General features: G+C 61.4%; 22 protein-coding genes and 4 tRNA genes. All 26 read right to left on the reverse strand.

The genetic code is table 11. The features are described from left to right. Positions 1–50: 50 nt before the first annotated feature. Positions 51–3,557 carry a DNA-directed RNA polymerase subunit beta gene (rpoB, locus tag CPI83_RS20505; protein WP_019744305.1) on the reverse strand — a complete coding sequence of 1,169 codons (3,507 nt, stop codon included), beginning with the start codon at positions 3,555–3,557 and terminating at the stop codon, positions 51–53. A 461-nt stretch (positions 3,558–4,018) separates the two neighbouring features. Next, positions 4,019–4,897, reverse strand: a complete 879-nt coding sequence (locus tag CPI83_RS20510; protein ID WP_097387641.1) for a hypothetical protein — start codon at positions 4,895–4,897, stop codon at positions 4,019–4,021. A 45-nt stretch (positions 4,898–4,942) separates the two neighbouring features. Continuing rightward, the gene (locus CPI83_RS20515) at positions 4,943–5,665 is read right to left on the reverse strand and encodes a hypothetical protein (RefSeq protein WP_232816779.1); all 723 of its coding nucleotides are present in this window, start codon (positions 5,663–5,665) and stop codon (positions 4,943–4,945) included. Between the two features lie 105 nt (positions 5,666–5,770). Then, entirely contained in the window at positions 5,771–7,018 is a 1,248-nt protein-coding gene (locus tag CPI83_RS20520) for an MCE family protein (protein ID WP_097387643.1), read from the reverse strand. Continuing rightward, positions 7,015–8,292 (reverse strand): MCE family protein, encoded by a 1,278-nt coding sequence (locus CPI83_RS20525; RefSeq protein ID WP_020906821.1) that lies wholly within the window; start codon positions 8,290–8,292, stop codon positions 7,015–7,017. The genes CPI83_RS20520 and CPI83_RS20525 overlap by 4 nt, the downstream gene beginning before the upstream one ends. Beyond that, on the reverse strand, positions 8,289–9,542 hold the full coding sequence (locus tag CPI83_RS20530; protein WP_097387644.1) for an MCE family protein: 1,254 nt from the start codon (positions 9,540–9,542) through the stop codon (positions 8,289–8,291). Before CPI83_RS20530 ends, CPI83_RS20525 begins: the two co-directional genes overlap by 4 nt. Next, entirely contained in the window at positions 9,542–10,537 is a 996-nt protein-coding gene (locus CPI83_RS20535) for an MCE family protein (RefSeq protein ID WP_003942053.1), read from the reverse strand. Before CPI83_RS20535 ends, CPI83_RS20530 begins: the two co-directional genes overlap by 1 nt. Next, the gene (locus tag CPI83_RS20540) at positions 10,534–11,613 is read right to left on the reverse strand and encodes an MlaD family protein (RefSeq protein ID WP_019744310.1); all 1,080 of its coding nucleotides are present in this window, start codon (positions 11,611–11,613) and stop codon (positions 10,534–10,536) included. The genes CPI83_RS20535 and CPI83_RS20540 overlap by 4 nt, the downstream gene beginning before the upstream one ends. Further along, on the reverse strand, positions 11,610–12,971 hold the full coding sequence (locus CPI83_RS20545; protein WP_019744311.1) for an MCE family protein: 1,362 nt from the start codon (positions 12,969–12,971) through the stop codon (positions 11,610–11,612). Before CPI83_RS20545 ends, CPI83_RS20540 begins: the two co-directional genes overlap by 4 nt. Then, positions 12,968–13,828: an ABC transporter permease gene (locus CPI83_RS20550; protein WP_003941894.1), complete on the reverse strand. Its 861-nt coding sequence runs from the start codon at positions 13,826–13,828 to the stop codon at positions 12,968–12,970. Before CPI83_RS20550 ends, CPI83_RS20545 begins: the two co-directional genes overlap by 4 nt. Positions 13,829–13,833: 5 nt before the next feature. Continuing rightward, entirely contained in the window at positions 13,834–14,628 is a 795-nt protein-coding gene (locus tag CPI83_RS20555) for an ABC transporter permease (RefSeq protein WP_003942038.1), read from the reverse strand. A 9-nt stretch (positions 14,629–14,637) separates the two neighbouring features. Further along, positions 14,638–15,759 (reverse strand): ABC transporter ATP-binding protein, encoded by a 1,122-nt coding sequence (locus CPI83_RS20560; RefSeq protein WP_024487305.1) that lies wholly within the window; start codon positions 15,757–15,759, stop codon positions 14,638–14,640. Between the two features lie 259 nt (positions 15,760–16,018). Next, positions 16,019–16,405, reverse strand: a complete 387-nt coding sequence (gene rplL / locus CPI83_RS20565) for a 50S ribosomal protein L7/L12 (RefSeq protein WP_003941857.1) — start codon at positions 16,403–16,405, stop codon at positions 16,019–16,021. Positions 16,406–16,483: 78 nt separating this feature from the next. Beyond that, positions 16,484–17,068 carry a 50S ribosomal protein L10 gene (gene rplJ, locus CPI83_RS20570; protein ID WP_003942074.1) on the reverse strand — a complete coding sequence of 195 codons (585 nt, stop codon included), beginning with the start codon at positions 17,066–17,068 and terminating at the stop codon, positions 16,484–16,486. Positions 17,069–17,521: 453 nt separating this feature from the next. Next, a complete protein-coding gene (locus tag CPI83_RS20575) occupies positions 17,522–18,214 on the reverse strand; it encodes a hypothetical protein (RefSeq protein WP_097387645.1) in 693 nt (230 codons plus the stop codon). Positions 18,215–18,366: 152 nt separating this feature from the next. Further along, complete coding sequence (gene rplA / locus CPI83_RS20580; RefSeq protein WP_003941982.1) at positions 18,367–19,086, reverse strand: 50S ribosomal protein L1; 720 nt, start codon at positions 19,084–19,086, stop codon at positions 18,367–18,369. Between the two features lie 109 nt (positions 19,087–19,195). Then, on the reverse strand, positions 19,196–19,630 hold the full coding sequence (rplK, locus tag CPI83_RS20585; protein ID WP_003941896.1) for a 50S ribosomal protein L11: 435 nt from the start codon (positions 19,628–19,630) through the stop codon (positions 19,196–19,198). Positions 19,631–19,696: 66 nt separating this feature from the next. Further along, entirely contained in the window at positions 19,697–20,533 is an 837-nt protein-coding gene (gene nusG / locus CPI83_RS20590) for a transcription termination/antitermination protein NusG (RefSeq protein WP_003942049.1), read from the reverse strand. 84 nt (positions 20,534–20,617) lie between these two features. Next, positions 20,618–21,121 carry a preprotein translocase subunit SecE gene (gene secE, locus CPI83_RS20595; RefSeq protein WP_020968963.1) on the reverse strand — a complete coding sequence of 168 codons (504 nt, stop codon included), beginning with the start codon at positions 21,119–21,121 and terminating at the stop codon, positions 20,618–20,620. Positions 21,122–21,152: 31 nt separating this feature from the next. Then, positions 21,153–21,225, reverse strand: a tRNA-Trp gene (locus tag CPI83_RS20600). 173 nt (positions 21,226–21,398) lie between these two features. After that, complete coding sequence (hadB, locus tag CPI83_RS20605) at positions 21,399–21,824, reverse strand: (3R)-hydroxyacyl-ACP dehydratase subunit HadB (protein ID WP_003941909.1); 426 nt, start codon at positions 21,822–21,824, stop codon at positions 21,399–21,401. Continuing rightward, complete coding sequence (gene hadA, locus CPI83_RS20610) at positions 21,811–22,365, reverse strand: (3R)-hydroxyacyl-ACP dehydratase subunit HadA (protein ID WP_019744315.1); 555 nt, start codon at positions 22,363–22,365, stop codon at positions 21,811–21,813. Before hadA ends, hadB begins: the two co-directional genes overlap by 14 nt. Positions 22,366–22,451: 86 nt before the next feature. Beyond that, the gene (gene rpmG / locus CPI83_RS20615) at positions 22,452–22,619 is read right to left on the reverse strand and encodes a 50S ribosomal protein L33 (RefSeq protein ID WP_003941903.1); all 168 of its coding nucleotides are present in this window, start codon (positions 22,617–22,619) and stop codon (positions 22,452–22,454) included. A 61-nt stretch (positions 22,620–22,680) separates the two neighbouring features. Next, positions 22,681–22,753: transfer RNA gene (locus CPI83_RS20620), tRNA-Met, on the reverse strand. Positions 22,754–22,798: 45 nt separating this feature from the next. Further along, positions 22,799–22,871 (reverse strand) — tRNA-Thr (locus CPI83_RS20625). Positions 22,872–23,183: 312 nt separating this feature from the next. Then, positions 23,184–23,266, reverse strand: a tRNA-Tyr gene (locus CPI83_RS20630). Between the last annotated feature and the right edge of the window lie 193 nt (positions 23,267–23,459).

Here is a 23,459-nt window from a genome sequence, read left to right on the forward strand (position 1 = left end):
TGAACTACGCCCCCGGGCCGCTCTTTCAAGAGCAACCCGGGGACCGAAACCTAGTTCGCGAGGTCGTCGACCGTCGCAGCTTCGTTCCTGGACAGGTTGATGCCCAGGTTCGCTGCGGCCCGCTCCAAGTCCTCGTCGTCGCCGTCCGCCATCGTGATGGCCGCGCCGTCCGAGGACAGCACCTCCACGTTGAGGCAGAGCGACTGGAGCTCCTTGAGGAGCACCTTGAACGACTCGGGGATGCCGGGTTCGGGGATGTTCTCGCCCTTGACGATGGCTTCGTACACCTTGACTCGACCGACCACGTCGTCCGACTTGATGGTCAGCAGTTCCTGCAGCGTGTAAGCCGCGCCGTAGGCCTGCATCGCCCAGCACTCCATCTCACCGAAGCGCTGGCCACCGAACTGGGCCTTACCACCGAGAGGCTGCTGCGTGATCATCGAGTACGGACCGGTCGAACGAGCGTGGATCTTGTCGTCGACCAAGTGGTGCAGCTTGATGATGTACATGTAACCGACCGAGACCGGGTACGGGAACGGCTCGCCGGAGCGGCCGTCGAACAAGGTGGCCTTTCCGTCGGGTCCGACCATCTGCTCGCCGTCACGGTTCGGCAGCGTCGCGCCGAGGAGACCGGTGAGCTCGTCTTCCTTCGCACCGTCGAACACCGGGGTGGCGATGTTCGAGTCGGCCGGAGCGGACAGCATCTCTTCCGGCAGGGTCGCAGCCCAGTCGGGACGAGTGCCGTCGGACGCGATCTGAATGTTCCAGCCGGTCTTGCCGATCCACCCGAGGTGGGTCTCCAAGACCTGACCGATGTTCATACGACGCGGGACACCGTGCGTGTTCAAGATGATGTCGACAGGCGTGCCGTCCGAGAGGAACGGCATGTCTTCCTGCGGCAGGATCTTGCCGATGACGCCCTTGTTACCGTGGCGGCCGGCGAGCTTGTCGCCGTCCTGGATCTTGCGCTTCTGTGCCACGTAGACGCGGACCAACTCGTTGACACCGGGAGGCAGATCGTCGTCTTCGTCACGTGAGAACACGCGGATTCCGATGACCTTGCCGGTCTCACCGTGAGGAACCTTGAGGGACGTGTCACGAACCTCGCGAGCCTTCTCACCGAAGATGGCGCGAAGGAGGCGCTCTTCGGGGGTCAGCTCGGTCTCGCCCTTCGGCGTGACCTTTCCGACCAGCACGTCGCCGTCACGAACCTCGGCACCGATACGGATGATGCCGCGCTCGTCGAGGTCGGCGAGGACCTCGTCGGAGACGTTCGGGATGTCGCGAGTGATTTCCTCGGCACCGAGCTTGGTGTCGCGGGCATCGATCTCGTGCTCCTCGATGTGAATCGAGGTCAGGACGTCCTCTTCCACGAGACGCTGCGACAGAATGATCGCGTCCTCGTAGTTGTGGCCTTCCCACGGCATGATCGCGACGAGCAAGTTCTTGCCCAGCGCCATCTCACCGTTCTCGGTGCAAGGACCGTCGGCCAGAACCTGGCCGGCCTCGACACGCTGTCCCTCGTCCACGATCGGACGCTGGTTGGCGCACGTGCCCTGGTTGGAACGCGCGAACTTGCGCATCCGGTACGTCTTGCGGCTTCCGTCGTCAGCCATCACCGTGACGTAGTCCGCGGAGATCTCCTCCACGACACCGGTCTTCTCGGTGATGATGACGTCGCCGGCATCCACAGCTGCACGCAGCTCCATGCCGGTTCCGACGAGAGGTGCCTCGCTGCGAACCAGCGGGACAGCCTGACGCTGCATGTTCGCGCCCATCAGGGCACGGTTTGCATCGTCGTGCTCGAGGAACGGAATCATCGCGGTTGCGACGGACACCATCTGACGCGGCGAAACGTCCATGTAGTCGATGTCGGAGGACGCGACGAACTCGACCTCGCCACCCTTACGGCGGACGAGAATCTTCGAGTCGGTGAAGCGACCCTCGCGGTCGATGGCCGAGTTGGCCTGCGCGACTACGTGGCGGTCTTCTTCGTCAGCGGTCAGGTAGTCGACCTCGTCGGTCACCTGTCCGTCGACGACGCGACGGTACGGGGTCTCGATGAAACCGAACGGGTTGACGCGGGCGTAGACCGACAGCGAACCGATCAGGCCGATGTTCGGGCCTTCCGGGGTCTCGATCGGGCACATGCGGCCGTAGTGCGACGGGTGAACGTCGCGAACCTCGAGGCCGGCGCGCTCACGGGACAGACCACCCGGGCCGAGGGCGGACAGACGACGCTTGTGCGTCAGCCCCGACAGCGGGTTGTTCTGGTCCATGAACTGCGACAGCTGGGAGGTTCCGAAGAACTCCCTGATCGCAGCGACGACGGGCCGGATGTTGATCAGCGTCTGAGGCGTGATTGCCTCGACGTCCTGCGTGGTCATGCGCTCACGAACCACACGCTCCATGCGGGACAGGCCCACGCGGATCTGGTTCTGAATGAGCTCGCCGACGGTACGCAGACGACGGTTGCCGAAGTGGTCGATGTCGTCGACCTCGACGGGAACCTCGACGCCGCCCGGAGCCGTCATCGAGGTGTCACCTGCGTGCAGACGCACGAGGTACTCGACGGTGGCGACGATGTCTTCTTCGGTGAGAGTGGATGCAACGATCGGCTGACCCGCGTTCAGGCCGAGCTTCTTGTTGATCTTGTAACGACCCACGCGAGCGAGGTCGTAGCGCTTGTCCTTGAAGAACAGGTTCTCCAGCAGGGTCTGCGCGCTCTCCTTGGTGGGGGGCTCGCCCGGACGCAGCTTGCGGTAGATGTCGAGCAACGCCTCATCGGTGCCGGCGGTGTTGTCCTTCTCCAGCGTGGCCATGAGGATCTCGGAGAAGCCGAAGCGCTCCGTGATCTGCTCGGTGGTCCAGCCGAGTGCCTTGAGCAGGACGGTGACAGGCTGACGACGCTTGCGGTCGATACGGACACCAACGGTGTCGCGCTTGTCGACGTCGAACTCGAGCCATGCGCCGCGACCCGGGATCACCTTGACGCTGTGCAGATCCTTCTCGGTGCTCTTGTCGACGCTCATGTCGAAGTACACACCGGGGGAACGCACGAGCTGCGAGACGACCACACGCTCGGTGCCGTTGATGATGAAGGTGCCCTTGTCGGTCATCATCGGGAAATCTCCCATGAAGACCGTCTGGCTCTTGATCTCACCAGTGTTGTTGTTGATGAACTCCGCGGTGACGAACAACGGCGCCGCGTAGGTCATGTCCTTGTCTTTGCACTCGTCCGTCGAGGCCTTGACCTCGTCGAATCGAGGGTCGGAGAAGGACAGCGACATAGTGCCGTTGAAATCCTCGATCGGAGAAAGCTCCGCGAGGATGTCCTCGAGACCACCGGACACTGCATTGTCGCCGAGTGCCGCTGCTCGTTCACGCCAACTCTGCGCGCCGATCAGCCACTCGAACGAATCTGTCTGTACGTCAAGAAGCCCGGGAACTTCGAGGGGTTCGCGAACTTTCGCGAACGAAACCCTCTTCGGGGCTCCGGGGATTCCGGAAACTGCCTTGGTCTGGCTAGAGACTGCCAAGATGCGTCCTTCCAGCACCTCACGCGGGCCGCTCCGTGCTGTTGCGACCGCCGCTGTATCTGCTTCGAATTTCGCTGGTTACAACCCGAACGAAACCCGTCGCAGAAAGCAAGAAGTACTTGACTTCGCAGCGGTTGAGACGAGGGGTGGACAGGAGGCAGCCAGCGCAACGTCCAAAAGTACACCCTTACTCTGGAAATGTCGAGTCGGGTGTAACTGAGGGTCGAATTCAGATACTGACGTGAGACTGCCGATCACTCGTCCGTGCATGTTCACCGATCAGAGTGGACCTTGCGGACCGCTCCGTCAAGGGCGAGAGCGCGTGTCGCAGCATTCGAACATTCGTGACGAGCATTCGAACACTGCCACCGGAAGTGTAGCCAGCAACGGCGTCACATACGAAAAATCTGGACCGACATCGTGCGTCGGTCCAGATCTTCGCGCTGGTACGCAGGTGCTACTGGTCGCGAATCTCCGAGCTACTGGTCGCGAATCTCCGAGATCAGCCAGTTTCCGTCCTGCTTCTCCAGACTCACGATGACCATTCCGGAGCGAGAGTCTGCCGCCACGCCGTTCTGCGTCGAGCTGACGTTCAGTTGGGCGAGCAACTGTGCCCGGTCCTTCTCGAGTCGTGTGATCCCGATCAGCGGGACATCAGCGGTCGTTGCCGTCTGAGTTTGTTCGACGCCGGCCTTCTGCGTGTCCTTGTACTGGGTCAGCTGATCGCGCATCGACTGGTTCAGGCCCTGGACACCCTTGTCGAAATCGGCGTCGAACGTGTCGGGAGAGAACGTGAAGACTGCAGCCAACGCCGACGGCGTCACACGAAGAACCTCAGCCGTGGCGCCTTCGTCCACCCAGGCGATGTCGTCCGTCTTCGCGCCGACTTTGAAGAAGGCGATGCCGGCGAGGATCGCGACGATGACCGCTGCGGCCCCCAGGATCGCGACCAGGCGCCAACCGGCCTTGGATTGTGTAGGTGTTGTCGCCGACTCCCCCGCGCCCGTCTCCGGGGTAGCAGGGGCCTTGGGCTCGTCTGCGACGGTTTTCGCCGGTTTGGTCAGATCGGGGCCTGGTGTGGATTCCGGAGCGTCGGTTTCCGTCTTCGGCGGCTCGATGTCTCCGGACTCGGCCTTCGTGAGCGTCGGCTTCGCAACCTTCGGCTTCGCAACCTCTGGCTTCACAGCCTCCGGCTTCACAGCCTCCTGTGTCTCTTCTTCCGGCTGTTCGATCGTGGGCTCGACCGGGTCCGAGTCGGACGTCCCCGCGGGGACGTTGAGCGAACGAGCGCTTCCAGCGATCTTCGGCCGACGGTTCTGAGGGGAGGACGGTCCGCCGGTACGACGTTTGGGTGGCATTACGCGCTTCTCCTTCGAGGGATGTCGGTGTGCAGGTTCGACGAACTACTGGCCACCGGAATCACCACCCGCGGTTGTCGGTGCAGGAGCACCGGATGCAGGTGCTTCGGTCCCCGAACCGGGTGCGGGCGTTGCGTCAGGAGCAGGCGTGGAGCCGTCGGCAGCCGGCAGAGTGCCCGAGCCGAGATCGAGCCGCGATCCGATCGGATCAGCGGACTGCGCCTTCCAGACCCCGTCGACCTCGACCATGCCCAGCCGCATGCCGAGCTGATTCTTGACGAACTGGTTGCCCTGGGTCGTGGTGACTCGAACGACGACCAGCGCCGTGGCGGTCCGGTCATCGGTATTGAGCTCGGTCAGCGCGGACTGCACAACTTCGGTGTCAGCCTTCGAACCCGAGTTACGCAACTCGTCGGTGATGGAATCCTGAACGGTCTGCAGATACGTCGTCATCTCGTCACCGGTCACCGAAGAACGCATGTTCTCGATCGACTGGTCGAGATTGGCCGAATCCGCATTGTTGAGGTTGATCGCGACTTGCTGCGCACCGATCAGCGCGTCGTCACGCATCTCGGCTGTGGTGCGGTCGGTGGTGAGCGCCCGAACGTACGGGACGCCGAACACACCGAGCGCAACCACTGCCGCCAGAAGCAAGACACCGACCGCAATCAGAGACGCTGTCAGCCCCTTCGGTCTACCGGTTGTCGGCGCTCCCGATTCGACTTGCTCGGGCCCGCCGGACTGCGGGGAACTGTTTCTCTGAATCACACTCACTACCCTACTTACCTGTTTTGCCCAGCCTCTGGCCGCGAATCGTCAACTGCCACAACTCAGTAGCCTGAACTGCACAAACTCGACCACATTCGGATCGGTCTACTTCGGTGTCACTCCGAGCAACGGCGCCAACTGCGTCGCGATCGGGTTGAGGTTCAACTTGTCCGGATCGACCTTCGGCTTGAAGTCCCAAGGCTGGATCGTGTCGGGATCGGCGTACACCACGCGGTTGGCACTGCGGACGCCCGTCTCGCTGCCCAGCGGCGCCTCACACGACGCCGCGGTGTTGAGCGGGAAATCCTGCTGGGTGTCGTCGAAGTTGGGATTCTGACGTTTCATCTCGTCCAGGATCGCCATGGTGCCTTCGTAACCCACCGTGCACGAGAGCGGATTGTTGGTCTCGAGCACCAAGCCCTGATGGACCGTTCCGTCGCCGGGAGCAACCGTCGGTGCGGCAGCGGCCAGGCCGGGAAGGAAGATCAGGAACGGCTGCAGCGCGATCGTTCGGGGTGCAAGCGTCTTGGTGGTCGCGGCAAGATTGGTCAGGTCAGTCGTCAGGCTCGGGCCCGCCTCGTTGATGAGGGCACCGATCTGATCGCTGGCCGGGATGCCGTTGTCGATCAAGCGACGGATGTCCGGATCGCTGGTCCTCAACTGCGCCGTGACAGCATCGAGATCGGTACTGAACTGCTTGATCGCGGAGGACTGATCCGACTGCGTCGTCAGTACCGTCTCACTGTTCCGAATCAGCGCGAGCGTCTGAGGCAGAGTGTCGAGCCCGGACTGCGAGAGACCGGACAGCGAATCGGCCAGGACCTGAATGTCCTCGCCCTTGCCGTTGAATGCGGCACCGAGTTCGACGGCGACGGTGTGGAGCGCGTCGACAGGCACGGACTTGACCAAGCCGTTGGCGCTGGTCAGCACATCTTCGATCGGGATCGGAGTTGTGGTGTCCCCCACCGCGATCACCGAGCCGTCCGCGAGGAACGGTCCCTGATCGGTATCGGGCTGAAGGTCGACGTACTGCTCACCGATGGCGGAGCGGTTGGCCACGACTGCACGGGCCGACGCGGGAATCTCCGGAGCACTGTTGTCGATCTTCAGGTCGACCTGAATTCCGTCCTCGGTCAACGACATGTCGCCCACTCGACCGACCGGCACACCGCGATACGTCACTTCGGCGTTGGTGAAAATTCCACCGGACGTGGCCAATTCGGTCTTGACCGTGTACTGACCGAACCCCATGAGGTTGTCCAGACGCACGTACTTGGCGCCGACGTAGATGAGACCCAGAAGCGCGACCACCACGAAGCCGACGAGCTGCCATCTGACCAGAGCTGATCTCACTGTCCATCACCACCGATTCCGAACTGTTCCAGCATTCCCTGGATGGGGTTGAGTGGGTCCGCTGCCGGAGCCGGTGTTGCCGGGTCACCGGCCGTGGTGGCGGGTAGACCGGCGACGACGGGGATCTGCGGCAGGATCGGAGCGATCGGCAGCAGCGACACCGTCGGCCAACCCGGCCGCGGTCCGTTTCCGTTGTAGTACGGGTTGGACGGATCTACCACCGGCTTGGGATTGCCGAACTTCGGCTGACGGTATTCCGGTTCACCCTGTCCGACACCGAGACCCGAGAGAGTGTTGCCGATCTGCAAGTCGACGCTCAGGAAGAGGTTCACGGAACCACCCTGCGCAATCTTCTCGACACCGTCCGGGAACGGGAACGTCGGAAGGAAAGGAAGTGCCCCGACGAAGTCGTCACCGGAGTCTGCGAGCGCCTGCAGCGTTGGACGCAGAGCCTGAAGATCAGCGATCAGATCGTCCTTGGACTGCGTGAGGACGTCGGTTCCCACTGTTCCGAGTCGATCCACCTGAGCAAGCATCTGCGTCAGCTGCGGGCGCTGCTCGTTGAGAACCTGTGTCGCAACGGGGAGTTCCTCGAGAATCTTCCCGATCTTCTCGTTCTGATCGTTGACGCGGGTCGAGAGCACATCCAGGCCGTCGAGCGCGCGGGTGATGTCGTCACGCTGTTCGTTGAGTCCACCGATGAGTGTGTTCGCCTGCTCCAGAAGACTTCTCGTCTTGCCCTCGCGACCGTCGAATGCGGCCCCGAGTTCTTCGACGATGGGTTGCAACTGGCCCACACCGCCGCCGTTGAGCAGCAGCGACAATGCGCCGAGAACCTGCTCGATCTCCGTGGCGTGGCGAGTGCGATCGAGCGGAATCAGGTCTCCGTCGGCCAGCTTCGCAGAGTCCGGTCCGGACGGCGGGGCCGACAACTGGATGAACTTCTCGCCGAGCAGGTTGGTCTGCTCGACCGCGGCAATTGCGTTGGCGGGTAGATCAACCGACGAGTCGAGGATGATTCCGACGTCCGCGGTCCATCCGTCCGGGCCGACCGACACGTCGTCGACTCGACCGACCGGAACACCGTCGACCTTCACAGCGGACTGCGGAACAAGGTCCAAGACATCGTCGAACTGAATGGTCAAGTGCATCGGATCGGAACCCACATCGGGACCGCCGGGAAGCGGAACCGCGTAGATTCCCTCGGACGAGCAGGCTGTTGCCGAGATCAGGACGGCGCACAGTCCGGCGCCGACTATCAATGAACGCTTCACTCGCCCTCCCCGTTTCCACTGGTCAGTCGCGGTGACACGACGCCGGGCACAGTGCCCGGAACTACCTGCATCTGTCGTTCGGAACCGGCAAGGATGCCGAAGGGAAGGTTCAGGCCTGCAGCCTGATTGGCTGCGTCGGTCATCGCCGCGACGTTTGCGCACTGGTCGATAGCCGGTTGCATCTGCCTTCCCAATGCCTCGAACCGAGGATCACCGGGCAACAGCTTGCCGAGGTCCATCAACTTGCAGAGCACGCCGGCCGGGTTCTGAAGATCAGGGAACGCCAGACGTGAAGCCAGCACACCTGATTCGGCGTCGTACGAGTTGACCAGGTTGGAGATCGCCAACGGAAGCATGGTGAGCGTGTTGGCCAGGGCTTCCTTGTTGTTCGCCAATGTCTGTGTCGGTTCGACGAGACCCTCGGTTGTCTGGACCAGTTGATCACGGTTGTCTGCCACGAACTTCGCGACGTCGCCGAGAGCAATCGAGAGCTGGTTCAGAGCGGCACCGAGATCGTCGCGCTCACCTGCCAAGAATCCGGTCAGGTCCGACAACTGAGTGTTGAACTGGCGCACCTGCTGATCATTGGCCGCGAGAGCGCCCACGAAAGTATCCAGGTTCTTGATGGTGAGCGAGATGTTGTCACGCGAATCGTTGAGCGTCCGTGCGGCATCCGAGAGGTTGGTGATGCTGTCTCCCAACGCTTCACCGTTGCCCTCGAGGTTGGCCGCACCTGTCTCGACGAAATCGGACAGCGCGCCGTTCTTGTTGGCACCTTCAGGACCGAGCGCCGACGCGAGTTCGTCGATGCTGGAGTACAACTGGTCGACCTCGACGGGCGTCGCCGTCTTCTCGATCGGAATGACTGCACCGCTGGCCATCTTGTCGCCGCCGGTGAAGACCGGTGTCAGCTGGACGTAGCGGTCGGCAACCACCGAAGGCGTGATCTGAGCGGCGCTGGCGCCGGCGGGGATGTCGATCCCACGATCGACGCGCAACTCGACCTTGACCTGATCTCCCTGAGGTTCGACGGATTCGACGGTGCCGACCTTGACACCGAGAACACGAACGTCGGAACCGTCGTAGATACCCACCGACTTGTCGAAGTAGGCGGTGATCTTGGTGGTACCGGCGCGAGTGAACACCCACCACAGCGCGCCACCGAGTACGAGTAACCCGATCAGAACAGCGGCGATGATCGCGACCGAGCGCTTCTTGGAGCCGCTTCCGGCTTCGGCAGTATCAGCCATCAGTTGCCTCCCAACGTACGAACGGGGTCACGGTAGCCCGGAATATCCGGCAGACCCGGCGGAAGGAGGTTCACGACGACCTGGTCGAACCAACGGCCGTTGCCGACCACGTTGGCGTACAAGCGAATGAAGGGTTCGTAGAGCTTCAGTGCCTTGTCCAAGTTCTCGTTGTTGGCCTTCAAGATGTCGATGACGCCGTTGAGCTGCGTCAGCGCCGGCCCGATTGCCGCCTCGTTGTCACGAACGAGACCGGTGAGCTGCTGAGAGACGCGCTGAGTTCCGGTGAGCAGCTGCGAAATCGCTTGCTGGCGATTGTTGAGCTCCTGCACCAGAAGTCCGCCGTCACGGATCAGCTGGGTGAACTCCTTGTTGCGATCCGCAAGAATCTGCGACGTCTTCCCGGTGGCGGCGAAGAGCTTCTGCAAGTCCTGATCGCGGCTCGCGATCGTCTGCGACAGCCGACTGACACCGTCGAGCGAAGCGCGGACATCGCCAGGTGTCTCGGAGAATGCCTGGGACAACGTCTCCATGCTCTTCGCCAACTGGTCGGTGTCGATGTCGCCGACGGTGTCCGCCGCGGCCGAGAAGGCCTGAACGACGTCGTACGGAGAGGTGGTGCGCTCGAGCGGAATCCGGTCCTTGGGATCGAGGTTGTCGGTTCCGCGCGGATCGAGTGCGAGGTACTTCTGTCCCAGAATCGTCTTGATCTGAATGGACGCAGAGGTTTGATCTCCCACCCACGCGTCACTGACCTTGAAGTCGACGAGAACACGGTCACCGTCGAGATCGACGGAAGTGACCTTGCCGACCTTCACGCCGGCGATACGAACCTCGTTACCAGGCTTGAGACCCGCAGCTTCGGAGAACTCGGCGGAGTAGGACGAGCCTGCTCCCACGAACGGAAGCGAATCGAGGAAGAACGCGGACAAAGTGGCCAACAGCACCACGAAGATACCGATGGCTCCGGCCATTGCCGGACTGCGACGTTTACTCATCGACCTTGCAACTCCCTCATACCGTCTTGAGTGCATCGCGTGGCCGCGTTGGTGTAAATCGGCTGATTGACCGTCGGCAGGCCGGTGGGCAGATTCAGCGACGCAGACTGTCCGGGACCGGCAACGATGTCGATTCCGCACAGGTAGAACTGGAACCAGGAACCGTAACTCGCTACGCGAGCGAGCTTGTCGAGCTTGACCGGCAAGGTCTCGAGCACCGCGTTCACATCGTCACTACGACGGTTGAGTGTGGTCGCCAGCGTGTTGAGCGCCGTGATCGAGCCCTGAATCGACGGCCGCGTCGGCTCGAGCAGATCTGCCGTGGCATCGGTCAACCCGGCGAGTGAGGTGACGGCCGAACCGACGACACCGCGCTCGTTGGCCAACCCAGTGACGAGTTGCTGGGTGTTGACGATCAGCGAATCGAGGTTCTTGTCGTTCGCATTGACTGTGTCGAGAACGTCGTTGAGGTTCTTGATCACCGCCCCGATGACGGCGTCCTTGTCCGCGACGGTGTTGGTCAAACTCGCCGTGTTGCGGACGAGTTCGCTGATGGTGCCGGACTCCCCCTGGAAGACCTGGATGATCTGGTAGGACAGCTTGTTGACGTCGTCAGCGCTCAGGGTGGTGAACAGCGGCTTGAAGCCGTTGAACAGCGTCGTGAGATTGACTGCCGGGCGAGTCTGCGCCAACGGCAGGGTGTCGCCGCCGGTGATCTTCTGCCCCTGGCTGCCTTCACCTTGCGAGAGCGAAATGTATCGCTGCCCGACCAGGTTGCGGAACCGGATCGTGGCGATGGAACTGGCAGGCAACCAATCACGGTCGGACACCGAGAACTGCACCTCGGCCTGGTTGTCGTTGACGATCGCGATCTTCTCGACCTGTCCGACACGAACACCGGCGATGCGCACCTCGTCACCCTCGTTCAACGAGGTGACGTCGGAGAACACTGCGTTGAACTTGGTGCCTCCGCCGCCGCCGAGGTTGGCGATGCTGGCGGCCAGCAATCCTGTCGCCAGGACGGTGACCACCACGAAGATGATGAGCTTTGTCAGTGGAGCTGCGAGTCCTCTCATTGGACGCTCACCTCCGCACCGGAAAATGCCGGAGCACTGACCATCGTGGTCCACGCCGGAACATCGTCCGGCGCAACACCGTTGGCCTGTCCGTAGATCACCTTCAACGTATCCTCTTCGAGTTTCGAGCCCGCGTAGCCGGCCTGCTGAGCAGGACCGCTGTTGTTGGTCGAGAACAACTGAGGTCCGGAGCCCTCGGGTGCAGGCAGGAATTCCATGGTGGCGGGACCGGGATTGCGGGAAGGAACCTGGTAGGAACCGTCACCGTACGAACCACCGGGGTACTGCGGGAACGGACGACCTGGCTCGGTGACGTTGTCGTAGCAAACCGGGCCGCGGTTGTCGACGAGCCGTGGCTCGTCCTGGTTGGGCAGGTAGCGACCCTTGGGGTTCACGATCTGAATACTCGCACGCACACCAGGATTGGGCGCGTCGGTGGACAGGATCTTGGCAGCTTCCGGGGCGGTGTCCGAGAAGCCCTTGAACGTGCACCCGAACGTCGGTGAGTACTGAGCCAGAAGCTGGAGAGCTTCCTTCGAATCCGCAGCGAGCGTGATGATCGAGGACGAGTTCGCTTCGAGGAAGGCTGCGGTGTCCGACGATGTCACGGTGAGCGACGCCAGCAGAGTCCGCAACTGGTCCTGCTTCTGAACCACCGTGTTACCCGTGGTCCGCAGATTGTCGAGAGCGTTGATCAGATCGGGCGCAGCGTCCGAGTATGTCTGGGAGAAGTCCGCGAACTTGCGCAGATCCTCTTGAACCGCGGGCAGTTCGGTATTGACGCCGCGGAAGATCTCCTCGAGACGATCGACCGTCAGACCGAGCTCAGCGCCGCGCCCCGTCAGACCCTGCGCGAGAGAACCGAGAGTGTTCGCCAGATCCTGCGGCGGAATCGCCTGCAGAAGTGGGAGAAGTCCGTCCAGAACGTCGCCGACCTCGACAGCGTTTCCGCTCTTGTCCTGCTGGATCACCGTTCCCGCGGAAATCGGAGCAGCGGTGGTTCCCTCCGGAATGATCAGGGAGACGTATCGCTCACCGAAAAGCGTCTTCGGGAGCAGACGTGCCGTCACGTTCGACGGAATCAGATCAGCCTTGTCCGGTTCGATCGCGAGGACCGAGGTGACCTGGCCGTCTTTTGTCGACGCGGATCGCACCTCGCCGACCAGCAGACCACGAACCTTGACGTCCGCGTTGGGTGGCAATGCATTTCCGACGGTGTCGGTGACGAGGTCGATCTTCACGACGTCCTTGAACGTCTTGTTGAAGGTTCCGATGGTGAAGGCCAGGAACAGTGCCAACACCACGAAGAACACGAGTCCGAGCACACGGCGGCGCAGGACTGACGGAGCCTCGATCATCCGGCCACCCTCACTGTCGTCGTGGTGCCCCAGATTGCGAGGCTGAGGAAGAAGTCGAGAACGGCGATCGTGACGATTGCGGCACGAACAGCGCGGCCGACGGCCACACCGACGCCTGCGGGACCACCCGAGGCATGGAACCCGTAGTAGCAGTGGATCAGAATCAGCACGAAGGCGAAGACCAGGACTTTCGCAAACGAATACAGCACGTCCTGCGGTGGCAGGAACAGATTGAAGTAGTGGTCGTACGAGCCCGTCGACTGCCCGTTGAACACGGTACTGATCACTCGCGACGCGAGGTACGCCGCAAGCAGACCCACGATGTACAGCGGGATGACGGCGACGAAGCCGGCGATCATGCGGGTCGTGACCAGGAACGGCACTGACGGAACTGCCATGACCTCCAGTGCATCGATCTCTTCGGAGATTCGCATAGCGCCGAGTTGAGCGGTGAAACCACAACCCACCGTGGCCGAGAGCGCAAGAGCCGCAACGATCGGAGCGATCTCACGGGTGTTGACGTATGCGGACAGGAAGCCGGTCAGGACCGAGCTACCCAACTGCTCCAGAGCGGCGAAGCCCTGCAGACCGACGACGACACCGGTGAATCCCGACATCATCGCGATGACACCGATCGTTCCGCCGATGACTGCGAGCGCACCGCTACCGAAGGTCACTTCGGCGAGCAGCCGAAGCGTCTCCTTCCGGTACCGATGCAGGGTGCGCGGGGTCCATGCGATGGCGCGCGCGTAGAACGACATCTGCTCGCCCGCGCGGTCCAACGCGTTCACTGGAATTCTGGCAACTTTGCGGCTCTTCAGCAGGAACTGATCGCCGCGGCCTCGTGCGATGGTCATTTAGGTCAAGATCCCTTCGCCGGCACGATCTGGAGGTACACCATCGTCAGAATCAGATTGGCGAAGAACAACAGCAGGAACGTGATGACGACGGCCTGGTTCACCGCCTCACCGACGCCCTTCGGGCCACCGGATGGGTGGAGTCCCTTGTACGCGGAGATCACACCGGCGATGACACCGAACACCGCGGCTTTGATCTCACCGCTCCAAATGTCCGGTAGCTGCGCAAAAGCTGAGAACGACGAGATGTAGGCACCGGGGTTACCGCCCTGCAGGATCACGTTGAAGAAGTAACCACCCGCGATACCGACTACGGACACCAGTCCGTTGAGCAGCACAGCGATCAGCACCATCGCGAGTACACGCGGAACCACCAGGCGCTGAATCGGATTGATTCCGAGGACTTCCATCGCGTCGATCTCTTCGCGAATGGTTCGAGAACCGAGGTCGGCCGTCACGGCCGATCCGGCCGCACCGGCGACCAACAATGCTGTCACCAGAGGGCTACCCTGCTGGATCACCGCCAGGACGCTGGCAGCGCCGGTGAACGATTCTGCACCCAACTGCTTGATCAGCGAACCGGTCTGCAGTGAGACGACGGCGCCGAAAGGAATGGCTACCAATGCCGTCGGCAAAATTGTCACGCTGGCGATGAACCAGGCCTGCTCGATGAACTCACGGAACTGAAATGGACGCCGGAACGTATTCCTGACGACGTCGACAAACAGTTCGACGATGTTTCCGGCCTGAGTTAATGCTCCGTTGACCGGACTCAGAACCGAGTTGCGGGTAACCCCCATCCGATATGCCTACCCTTGCCCGTGTGTCGTGTTTCCGTAGGGATCGCCCTCGTATGCAGGAATGACCTGCGTGTCTTGCGAGTTGTCGTTCCACTCCCCCTGATAGCCGCTCGCGTCGGCGTACTGGGGAGCGTACTGCCCAGTTCCGTCAACCTCGTCGAGGCTGTCCTGAATTGCCGCCTGAGCGTTAGCTGGGAGGGTGTGCATGATCTGGCGGACGCGCTCCTGGCGACGACGAACAGCCTGACGCTCCGGGTTTCCGGGGGTGGCCTTCATCTGCGGCACGATGCCCTCGACGTCGTCGACACCACCGGCGTGGTGACCGGCGTCGACGAGCGCCTGCTCGTGCGCCATCTGAGCCTCGTCCTTTTCCTCCGACATACCGATCGGACCGATCATCGTTCCGTTGAGGAACTGCTTGACGACGGGCTCGTCAGAGGTGAGCAGCACCTCACGAGGACCGAACATCACCAACTGACGACGGAAGAGCATGCCGATGTTGTCCGGCACCGTGCGTGCGAGGTTGATGTTGTGCGAGACGATCAGAATCGTCGCGTCCGACTGGGCGTTGATGTCGATCAGCGTCTGGCTGATGTACGTCGTACGCACCGGATCCAGACCGGAGTCAGGCTCGTCGACGAGGATGATCTCGGGATCGAGAACGAGTGCACGCGCAAGACCGGCACGCTTGCGCATACCGCCGGAGATCTCACCGGGAAGCTTGTCCTCGGCGCCGACCAGACCCGTGAGATCGAGCTTCTCCATCACGATCTTGCGGATATCGGATTCCGACTTCTTGGTGTGCTCACGAAGCGGGAATGCGATGTTGTCGTACAAGTTCATCGAGCCGAACAGTGCGCCGTCCTGGAACAGAACGCCGAACAGCTTGCGGATCTCGTAGAGCTCCTTGGAGGAGCACTGCAGGATGTCCGTGCCGTCGATGACAATGGAGCCTTGTTCAGGGCGGAGCAGTCCGATCAGGGACTTCAGGAACACCGACTTACCGGTACCCGAAGGCCCGAGCAGTGCGCTGACCTCACCCGCGGGAAGTGTCAACGACACGTCCTGCCAAATCCTCTGCGACCCGAAAGACTTTGTCAGTCCTTGTACCGCTACCTCGACTCCCACCATTACCTCCGCGACGTCCGTTGCATGCATGCACCCGTGTGGGTTGGGTCACTCTATCGCATGGGAGTGGTACCCGTGACTGCGAATACTACTAACGAGTAGGGAAGAAGCATAATTCAGGTCACAGCCTAGTTCGGGCACCCCTCCCACCTGCATGGATTCCGACATATCACCCGCGAAAAAAGTTCAAAAAAAGAGGGCCACTCCCCGTGGGGAGTGGCCCTCTTCGTTACTACTCGCGAAGAGCAGCGGGAAAACCGTCTTACTTGATGACGATCTTTGCGCCGGCAGCTTCGAGCTTTTCCTTGGCAGCCTCTGCGGCGTCCTTGGCAACCTTCTCGAGGATGGCCTTCGGAGCGCTCTCGACGAGGTCCTTGGCTTCCTTCAGGCCGAGGCCGGAAACGACCTCACGGACGACCTTGATGACCTGGATCTTCTTGTCGCCAGCCGACTCGAGGACGACGTCGAACTCGTCCTGCTCTTCAGCAGCTTCTGCGCCGGCAGCCGGTGCGCCTGCAGCGGCGACGGCGACGGGAGCAGCAGCGGTGACCTCGAAGGTCTCCTCGAATGCCTTAACGAACTCCGAGAGCTCGAGGAGGGTGAGCTCCTTGAACTGGTCCAACAACTCTTCGGTGCTGAGCTTCGCCATTGTGGCGGTCCTTCCTGTAAGTCCCATGTCGCTGATCCGCGACCGGGCGGGGTTATAGCAGTGATGCGCGGGTGCGGATCAGCTTTCGGCTTCGGCCTCGGCCGGAGCCTCGGTGGCAGCCTCTGCGGGGGCCTCTGCGGCTCCGCCTTCTGCGGCCTTCTTCTCCTGCAGGGCAGCGGCCAAACGGGCCATCTGCGAAGCGGGAGCATTGAACAGGCCTGCGGCCTTTGCCAAGTTGCCCTTCATCGCGCCGGCAAGCTTTGCCAACAGGATTTCGCGGGATTCGAGATCCGCGATCTTGTTGACCTCTTCCACGGACAGCGCAGCGCCGTCCATGTAGCCGCCCTTGATGATGAGCGCCTTGTTGTCCTTAGCGAAGTTCTTCAGAGCCTTCGCAGCGTCGACCGGTTCGCCCTTGATGAATGCAATGGCGGTCGGACCAACGAACAGGTCATCAAGGCCCTCGATGCCAGCCTCTGCGGCGGCACGCTTGACCAGGGTGTTCTTGGCGACGGAGTAGGTGGCACCTTCTCCGAGAGCGCGTCGCAGTGTCGTGATGTTGCCAACCGAAAGGCCACGGTATTCCGTGACCACAGCGGCGGTCGAACCCTTGAACTGCTCGGTGATTTCCGCAACTGCGGAAACCTTCTCAGGCTTTGCCATACTTCGCCTCCTCTCGTGACAGTCGTTGTCCCACTCAGGAACCGCTGCACCTCATCGGGGTGAACCCGAGAAGACACAGTCCGCGACATGCAAAACGCCCCGGCGCAAGCGCACGGGGCGTACAGAGGAAACATGAAGAAGAGGCTTACGAATCAGCGTAACGATGCAACGCAAAGCAGTGCATAACCAGGCAAACTGTAGAACCACTACATCAAGCTATCCCCCTACCTCGTTCACCTACGTGGGCCGCCGGGCACTCCCGGACTTTCAACCACACTCATTACTGAGTGCAATCACCAACGGTCTTGGGTAGAACATGATTTTGGGGTGAAGTTCATATCCAGCACTGAACTCCGCGTCGAAGACTACCTGACTACTCGCTGCATAACCAAATCGGCCTCGTCACGCAGCTGGTTTCTTCAAGCACCCGGTTTCTTCAAGCACCCGGTTTCTTCAAGCACCGATGGCCCTGGCGATCTTGTGTTCGATCTCTGCCCGAGCTCGGTCCGGCAGCACCAGCAGCCCGTCGAGTTCCTTGTGAGCCTTCCGATACGCACTCTGACGTTCCTGTGGCGTCGCGCCATCGTCCATGGCCAGGCGCAGCAGACGTTGCGCCCTTACCAGGCGCTCTTGTTCGTCGAGGGTGAATCCGCTCCGTCGGCGACGCTTCGCCTCCGCTTCCGCGATCTCGAAGGCGATCGAGTAAGTGTGCACCGCCTCGCGGTACTCGGTTTGCGCCTGCTGGTTACCGATCATCGTCTCCGGATTGCCTGGACGGAGCAGATCGGCACGATATTTGGCTCGATGAAAATCGGCCGTCAAAGGCTCACGCATGTCCGTCATCATCGGAGTGTCGAGCAGTGTGACCGGATCGAGCTCGTACGAGAACCATCGGGCGTCGACCACATCGTGCTGCTCGATGGCCTTGGCCAGCTCTCGGCGTTGTGTTTCTTCGTCGGCGTGATGTTGTGCGTTGGCCTGCGCGATGGCGACCTTGGTCTCCTGCTTGAGCCGGAAGCGCTCTTGCCGGCGCTCGATCCGCCTTTCGTTGGCAACCGCGACACCTTTCAGCGCCCCACCGATGGTGCCGCCGAAAACGAAGATCAGCCACCAAAAGTTTCCGAGGAACTGGAACGCTTCGTGCATACCCCGATGATGCCACCGTTAGATCGATACCACCGTTGGACCGATACCACCGTTGGACCGATACCACCGGCAGGGATCACCCTCTCCCGAAACAGACAAGAAGGCCGGCAGGGAGTGATCCCTGCCGGCCTTCTTGTTCGTATGCGGACTGCTTACGCGTCTGCAGCATCCTCGAGGAGGTTGCGAGTACGGTTCGGATCCACCGGGATGCCCGGACCGGTGGTGGTCGAGACCGTGATCTTCTTCACGTAGCGACCCTTGGCCGACGAGGGCTTCGCACGCAGGATCTCGTCCAGGGCTGCGCCGTAGTTCTCCACCAGCTTCTCATCGTCGAACGATGCCTTGCCGATGACGAAGTGCAGGTTGGCCTGCTTGTCGACGCGGAAGTTGATCTTTCCGCCCTTGATGTCGTTGACAGCCTTGGTGACATCCGCCGTGACGGTGCCCGTCTTCGGGTTCGGCATCAGGCCACGCGGTCCGAGGACACGGGCGATGCGGCCGACCTTGGCCATCTGATCAGGAGTCGCGATTGCGGCGTCGAAATCGACCCATCCACCCTGGATGCGCTCGATCAGGTCTTCTGCACCGACTACGTCAGCGCCTGCAGCCTCGGCTTCTGCTGCCTTCTCGCCAACAGCGAACACGATGACGCGAGCGGTCTTACCGGTGCCGTGGGGCAGGTTGACCGTTCCGCGGACCATCTGGTCAGCCTTACGGGGGTCGACGCCCAGACGAACTGCAACCTCAACGGTTGCATCCATCTTGGTGGACGACGTCTCCTTGGCGAGCTTTGCAGCCTGAAGCGGGCTGTAGAGCTTGTCTGCGTCGATCTTCTCAGCGGCGGCGAGGTACGCCTTGCTGCGCTTTGCCATTTGTTCTGTCCTTACTTATCACTGCAGCGAATTACCTGTGCAGTGGTGAATGGTTCAGTTGTGGTCGGGGCCTGGCCGGCCCTCCCACGTAGTGCTGTGGAGCGGACTATTAGCCCTGGACCGTGATGCCCATGGAACGAGCGGTGCCGGCGATGATCTTCGCGGCCTGCTCGATGTCATTGGCATTGAGGTCTTCAGCCTTGGTCTTCGCGATTTCGCGCACCTGATCCATGGTCACCGAGGCAACCTTGGTCTTGTGCGGTTCGCCGGAGCCCTTGGCGACGCCGGCTGCCTTGAGGAGCAGCTTGGCGGCGGGAGGGGTCTTCAGCTTGAAATCGAAGGTCCGGTCTTCGTAGACCGAGATCTCGACCGGCACAACGTTGCCGCGCTGGGACTCAGTCGCCGCGTTGTAGGCCTTGCAGAACTCCATGATGTTCACGCCGTGCTGACCGAGCGCGGGACCCACGGGAGGTGCAGGGTTAGCCTGACCTGCCTGGATCTGCAGCTTGATGAGCCCGGCGAGCTTCTTCTTCTTTGGGGGCATCTCTAGTTCCTAGTTTCTAGCTTGGGTGTGTGTCTTGCGTCGAACAAATTGCAAGTTTTGGGGTGGTCAGATCTTCGCGACCTGGTTGAAGTTGAGCTCAACCGGGGTTTCACGACCGAAGATCGACACGAGAACCTTGAGCTTCTGCTGCTCGCCGTTGACCTCGCTGATGCTGGCCGGAAGGGTTGCGAACGGGCCGTCCATGACGGTGACCGACTCGCCGACCTCGAAGTCGACCTCGATGAGGGGCTTGCCGAAGGACTCGGACGGTGCCTCGCCTGCTGCGACGGCGGCCGCTGCAGCCTGCTGCTTCTTCTGCTCCTGCTGCGGGAGCAGGAACTTGACGACCTCGTTGAGGGTCAGCGGCGAGGGACGCGACGTGGCACCGACAAAACCGGTGACGCCAGGCGTGTTGCGCACTGCGCCCCACGACTCGTCGTTGAGCTCCATGCGAACGAGGATGTATCCGGGCAGAACCTTGCGATTGACCTGCTTGCGCTGGCCGTTCTTGATCTCGGTGACCTCTTCGGTGGGAACTTCCACCTGGAAGATGTAGTCACCGACGTCGAGGTTCTGAACGCGAGTCTCGAGGTTGGTCTTGACCTTGTTCTCGTAACCGGCGTACGAGTGGATGACGTACCAGTCACCCGGGGCGCGACGCAGCGCAGCCTTGAGTTCGGCAACGGGATCCTCGACCTCGAGCTCGGCGGCGGGAGCGGCCTCGTCGGAGTTCTCGGCATCGTCGGAGATGACGTCCTCGGTCGCTGCAGCGTCTGCATCAGTGCCTTCGGCAACGTCTGCATCGGTGCCTTCGGCAACCACGACGTCTACTTCGGCTGCCGCCTCGGCAGAAACACGCTCTTCGGCCAAAGCCTCATTCGTGTCGTTCTCGGGGGTGCTCACTGGGGCACTCGCTTCCTCTCGTTACTCGGACCCGGGTCGGGTCTTGTCGCGCTCGCAGGCAAAGACGCCCGACTGCTACGGCGATCAGCCGAACAGCCAGGTGACACCCTTGATCACAGCGATATCGACGCCGCTGATGAAAGCGACCATGAAGACCACGAACGTCAGCACGACGCTGGTGTAGGTGATCATCTGCTTGCGGTTCGGCCAGATGACCTTACGGAGTTCTGCGATGACCTCGCGGAAGAATTTGCGCAGGCGCTTGAAGATGTTGTCCTTCTTCGCCTTGGGCTTCTTGCCGGGGTTCGTTGCAGTCGGCTTGGCCGAAGATGTCCGGGATGCCGTCCGGGCCGGAGTCTTCACGGTGGACGCGCTGACCGAGGCGCCGCGTGCAGCGCGCTTGCCGGTCGGCTTGTTGGAAACCCCACTGGATGCGGAGGGAGCCTTCTCGGCACCGTCCTTGTCCAACGACAGATCGGAACGCGTAGTCGCGTCAGCTGCAGTGTCGTCGACACCGGTCGAATCGGCAGACGTTGAAGTCTCCGCATCCGAAGTGTCGGCGTCGCGCTTGGCGCGCTCCTCGCTCACGTCGTTCCTCTCAGTCGCTGGCATCCGGGGGCAGGGGCGACAGGACTTGAACCTGCAACCTGCGGTTTTGGAGACCGCTGCTCTGCCAGTTGAGCTACGCCCCTTTGGTTGACATCGACAGGTGGACCCTGCCTGAATCAACCGTTCTGCGATCACACAACATACGCGCTACCCGAGGTGAATGTCTTGCAACATTCAGGGCAGCGCGCAGCGCTGAGGAATCCCAGAAATCTCAGTGTACTTCAAAGCCCCGGAACAAACACAATCCGCCCTGCGATCAGGCTAGACGGACCGTGGCGGTGGCACGACCGAAGATCTTCTTACCTTCGGACTTGGCCACGATTGCCAGTACTGCGGTCTTGCTTTCTTCGTCGATCGACTTCACCTTGGCGGTGAACTCGATCTCGGCAGCCTTGTCGGCTGCCACGATCACCGGGCTCGTGAACCGTACGTTGTACTCGGTCACTGCGCCCGGATCCCCCAGCCATTCGGTGACGTAGCCGGCACCGATGCCCATGGAGAGCATGCCGTGCGCGACGACGTCCGGCAAGCCGGCAAGTCGTGCGACCTCGTCACTGAAGTGAATCGGATTGGGATCTCCCGAAACACCCGCGTAGTTGGCGAGGTTTCCACGCGTCAGGGTGACGGACTTCTCGGGGAGAAGTTCGCCGACACTCACGTCGGAAAATTTACGAAGCGACATGCATCATCACGTCCTTGACTGCGTGGGCGATGTTCTCGTCCACTTCCCCACCCGTTCGAGCAACAAGCGTTGTCCACGTGGTGACAACTGCTTCGTCGTTCTGATCGGTGATGATGTTCTTGGTCACGATGATGTCGCTACCTGCGGCCTGCCTGAACGAATCCAGGAAAACATCGCAGAAGAGTCGGTCACCGACCTGCATGGGCTTGTGCAGCACCAGTCGCTGATCGGTCTGAAGAATCTGACTCAAGTCGTAGCCTGTGACGATCTCTTCGAACAGACGTCGCTGAGCAATGGCACCCACGATGGCGACGAACGTAATGGGAGCAATCAGGCCGTCGTATCCGAGACCTTTGGCTGCCGATTCGTCGTAGTGCGCAGGATGCGCGTCCTGGACGGCGCGAGCGAACTCGCGCACCTTCTCGCGTCCGACCTCGTAGAAGTCTTCGACACGATAGTGGTGACCGACCATCTGGACGGCATGAGCGGCCGGGTCCGTAGGGACCTCGGCCGCTGCCTGGTTCTCTTGCAAATCTGTCACGCGGTGAGACTCTCTTCTAGCTAGGACCCGAAGACGCAGGCCCCGAGAGGGTCTTCCGCGAAAATCGTCGTCCTGTTAAGGACTTACTACTTCGACTCGCGATGCGACTGGTGGGTTCCGCAGTTGGGGCAGAACTTCTTGAGCTCCAGGCGATCGGGGTCGTTGCGCCGATTCTTCTTGGTGATGTAGTTGCGGTGCTTGCATACCTCGCAGGCCAAGGTGATCTTGGGCCGAACGTCGGTCGAGGAGGCCACGGGATGCCTTCTTTCGGGTGTATCTGATTACGAGCAATCAGGGTGGATCATGCATATTGTGTAGCGGTGACCGGACTTGAACCGGCGACGCAACGATTATGAGTCGTTTGCTCTACCAACTGAGCTACACCGCCTCGGTGTCGAGTGTCGCGCGGAAAGCACGGCACCACAATCCAGCGAGCCCCCTAACGGAATCGAACCGTTGACCTTTTCCTTACCATGGAAACGCTCTACCGACTGAGCTAAGGGGGCGTGGCTCAGGAGTGCGTTGCCGCTCTCTTGAAGCCTCCGAAAGATTACACACGAACGAGCGCCAGCACCAAATCCGCTGGTCATCGGGGCAAAAATGGTGCCGGAGCCCATTGTTGCACCGATCGGGGCCGCTGGCGAGGGCTTTGCGGGAACCAACTTGACCCCGCACTCCCCCGAAGCCATCCCCAGAAGCACTCCCGAGGCTCCTGAGCCGCAGCCGACGCCGGCGTCACCAACGCGCACCCGACCTCGGAACAAGCACAAAAAAAGTCAGCCCCGACTCTCGTAAAGAGAATCGGGGCTGACTTGGTGTGGCAGATGTAGGATTCGAACCTACGTAGGCATAAGCCGACGGATTTACAGTCCGCTCCCATTGGCCGCTCGGGCAATCTGCCGTGCTTGCACCAGGCTTCGATCCGGCGCATTCGCAAGTATATCGCGACGTGCGGCGGCCGAAAACGGCTTCCTCGGTGCGGTGAGAAGAATACAACGAACACACCCCCATTTTGCAAACCGGGTGGTAACGGGCGGTGCCGACCCGATAACGTCGAGGTGTCCACCGGTATGGAAGGTGGGCAGAACTCGATG

It is taken from the genome of Rhodococcus sp. H-CA8f (assembly GCF_002501585.1).
Taxonomy (GTDB): Bacteria; Actinomycetota; Actinomycetes; order Mycobacteriales; family Mycobacteriaceae; genus Rhodococcus_F; species Rhodococcus_F erythropolis.

Excerpts from the sequence above, each read along its gene's own strand:
- CPI83_RS20510 (WP_097387641.1), bottom strand. The coding sequence starts at position 4,897 with ATGCCACCCAAACGTCGTACCGGCGGACCGTCCTCCCCTCAGAACCGT.
- CPI83_RS20530 (WP_097387644.1), bottom strand. The coding sequence starts at position 9,542 with ATGGCTGATACTGCCGAAGCCGGAAGCGGCTCCAAGAAGCGCTCGGTC.
- CPI83_RS20535 (WP_003942053.1), bottom strand. The coding sequence starts at position 10,537 with ATGAGTAAACGTCGCAGTCCGGCAATGGCCGGAGCCATCGGTATCTTC.
- CPI83_RS20540 (WP_019744310.1), bottom strand. The coding sequence starts at position 11,613 with ATGAGAGGACTCGCAGCTCCACTGACAAAGCTCATCATCTTCGTGGTG.
- CPI83_RS20545 (WP_019744311.1), bottom strand. The coding sequence starts at position 12,971 with ATGATCGAGGCTCCGTCAGTCCTGCGCCGCCGTGTGCTCGGACTCGTG.
- CPI83_RS20550 (WP_003941894.1), bottom strand. The coding sequence starts at position 13,828 with ATGACCATCGCACGAGGCCGCGGCGATCAGTTCCTGCTGAAGAGCCGC.
- CPI83_RS20555 (WP_003942038.1), bottom strand. The coding sequence starts at position 14,628 with ATGGGGGTTACCCGCAACTCGGTTCTGAGTCCGGTCAACGGAGCATTA.
- CPI83_RS20560 (WP_024487305.1), bottom strand. The coding sequence starts at position 15,759 with ATGGTGGGAGTCGAGGTAGCGGTACAAGGACTGACAAAGTCTTTCGGG.
- rplL (WP_003941857.1), bottom strand. The coding sequence starts at position 16,405 with ATGGCGAAGCTCAGCACCGAAGAGTTGTTGGACCAGTTCAAGGAGCTC.
- rplJ (WP_003942074.1), bottom strand. The coding sequence starts at position 17,068 with ATGGCAAAGCCTGAGAAGGTTTCCGCAGTTGCGGAAATCACCGAGCAG.
- CPI83_RS20575 (WP_097387645.1), bottom strand. The coding sequence starts at position 18,214 with ATGCACGAAGCGTTCCAGTTCCTCGGAAACTTTTGGTGGCTGATCTTC.
- rplA (WP_003941982.1), bottom strand. The coding sequence starts at position 19,086 with ATGGCAAAGCGCAGCAAGGCGTACCTCGCCGCCGCTGAGAAGATCGAC.
- rplK (WP_003941896.1), bottom strand. The coding sequence starts at position 19,630 with ATGCCCCCAAAGAAGAAGAAGCTCGCCGGGCTCATCAAGCTGCAGATC.
- hadB (WP_003941909.1), bottom strand. The coding sequence starts at position 21,824 with ATGTCGCTTCGTAAATTTTCCGACGTGAGTGTCGGCGAACTTCTCCCC.